Here is a 1,570-nt window from a genome sequence, read left to right on the forward strand (position 1 = left end):
ATGATTACATTGTTAATAGGGCACTCTTTTTTAAAAGCCAGCTTGCAAGGAATGTTTTTATTCGTAGGAAAATAATAGAGAAGGGGTCGACAGAGTAACATCTGGCTACGACAATATTCTTCTCGAAAAAACTTCCTAATTCGTCATATTGTGATATAATAAAACTCGTTATGTTAAAAAATCTAACATCAAAATCGAATTCGTATTGAATTGATGAAAACGGGAGGTAAATATGGAGTCTTTTTTCAATAGTTTGATTAATATTCCAAGTGATTTCATCTGGAAATACCTATTTTATATTTTAATAGGGCTTGGATTATTTTTTACCATACGTTTTGGTTTTATCCAATTCCGTTATTTTATTGAAATGTTCAGAATAGTAGGGGAGAAGCCGGAAGGAAATAAAGGTGTTTCATCTATGCAGGCGTTCTTTATTTCGGCCGCATCCCGAGTCGGCACAGGGAATTTGACTGGTGTAGCCTTAGCAATTGCGACAGGCGGACCGGGCGCTGTATTTTGGATGTGGGTAGTAGCTGCAGTAGGTATGGCTTCAAGCTTTGTTGAGAGTACGTTAGCGCAGCTTTATAAGGTGAGAGACGGGGAGGATTTCCGCGGAGGCCCGGCTTACTACATTCAAAAGGGTCTTGGAGCCAGATGGCTTGGCATCGTTTTTGCAATCTTAATTACCGTTTCATTCGGCTTGATTTTTAACGCTGTTCAAACAAATACAATTGCTGGAGCATTGGATGGCGCATTCCATGTGAATAAAATAGTTGTAGCCATAGTTCTGGCGGTTTTAACTGCGTTTATCATTTTCGGCGGTTTAAAACGTGTTGTCGCTGTTTCACAGCTAATTGTGCCGGTTATGGCAGGCATTTATATTCTTATCGCTTTATTTGTTGTCATCACGAATATTACGGCTTTCCCTGGCGTTATCGCTACAATTGTTAAAAATGCTTTAGGTTTTGAACAAGTCGTCGGCGGCGGAATAGGCGGCATCATCGTTATCGGTGCGCAGCGCGGACTTTTTTCAAACGAAGCAGGAATGGGAAGCGCACCAAACGCGGCTGCGACGGCTCATGTATCCCATCCGGCAAAGCAAGGCTTTATTCAAACATTAGGCGTATTTTTCGATACATTTATCATATGTACGTCCACAGCATTTATTATTTTGCTGTACAGTGTAACGCCAAAAGGCGACGGCATCCAAGTCACACAGGCTGCTCTTAACCATCATATTGGAGGCTGGGCGCCGACTTTCATCGCAGTCGCAATGTTCTTGTTTGCATTCAGTTCAGTTGTCGGCAACTATTATTATGGCGAGACAAACATTGAATTTATTAAAACAAGCAAAACATGGCTGAACATTTACCGTATCGCTGTAATTGCTATGGTTGTGTATGGATCTTTATCAGGCTTCCAAATCGTTTGGGATATGGCGGACCTCTTTATGGGTATCATGGCGCTGATCAACTTAATTGTGATTACGCTGCTGTCAAACGTTGCTTACAAAGTGTATAAAGATTACGCGAAACAACGTAAGCAAGGACTTGATCCTGTGTTTAAAGCG

The 1,570-nt window shown here is 41.2% G+C and carries 1 protein-coding gene; it reads left to right on the forward strand.

The window, feature by feature from the left end:
• Positions 1–232: 232 nt before the first annotated feature.
• Positions 233–1,570: alanine/glycine:cation symporter family protein (locus RAC86_RS38520; protein ID WP_377886935.1), on the forward strand; the 1,338-nt coding region annotated here is incomplete at its 3' end.

The sequence above is a fragment of the Bacillus sp. LR_5 genome (genome assembly GCF_042709275.1).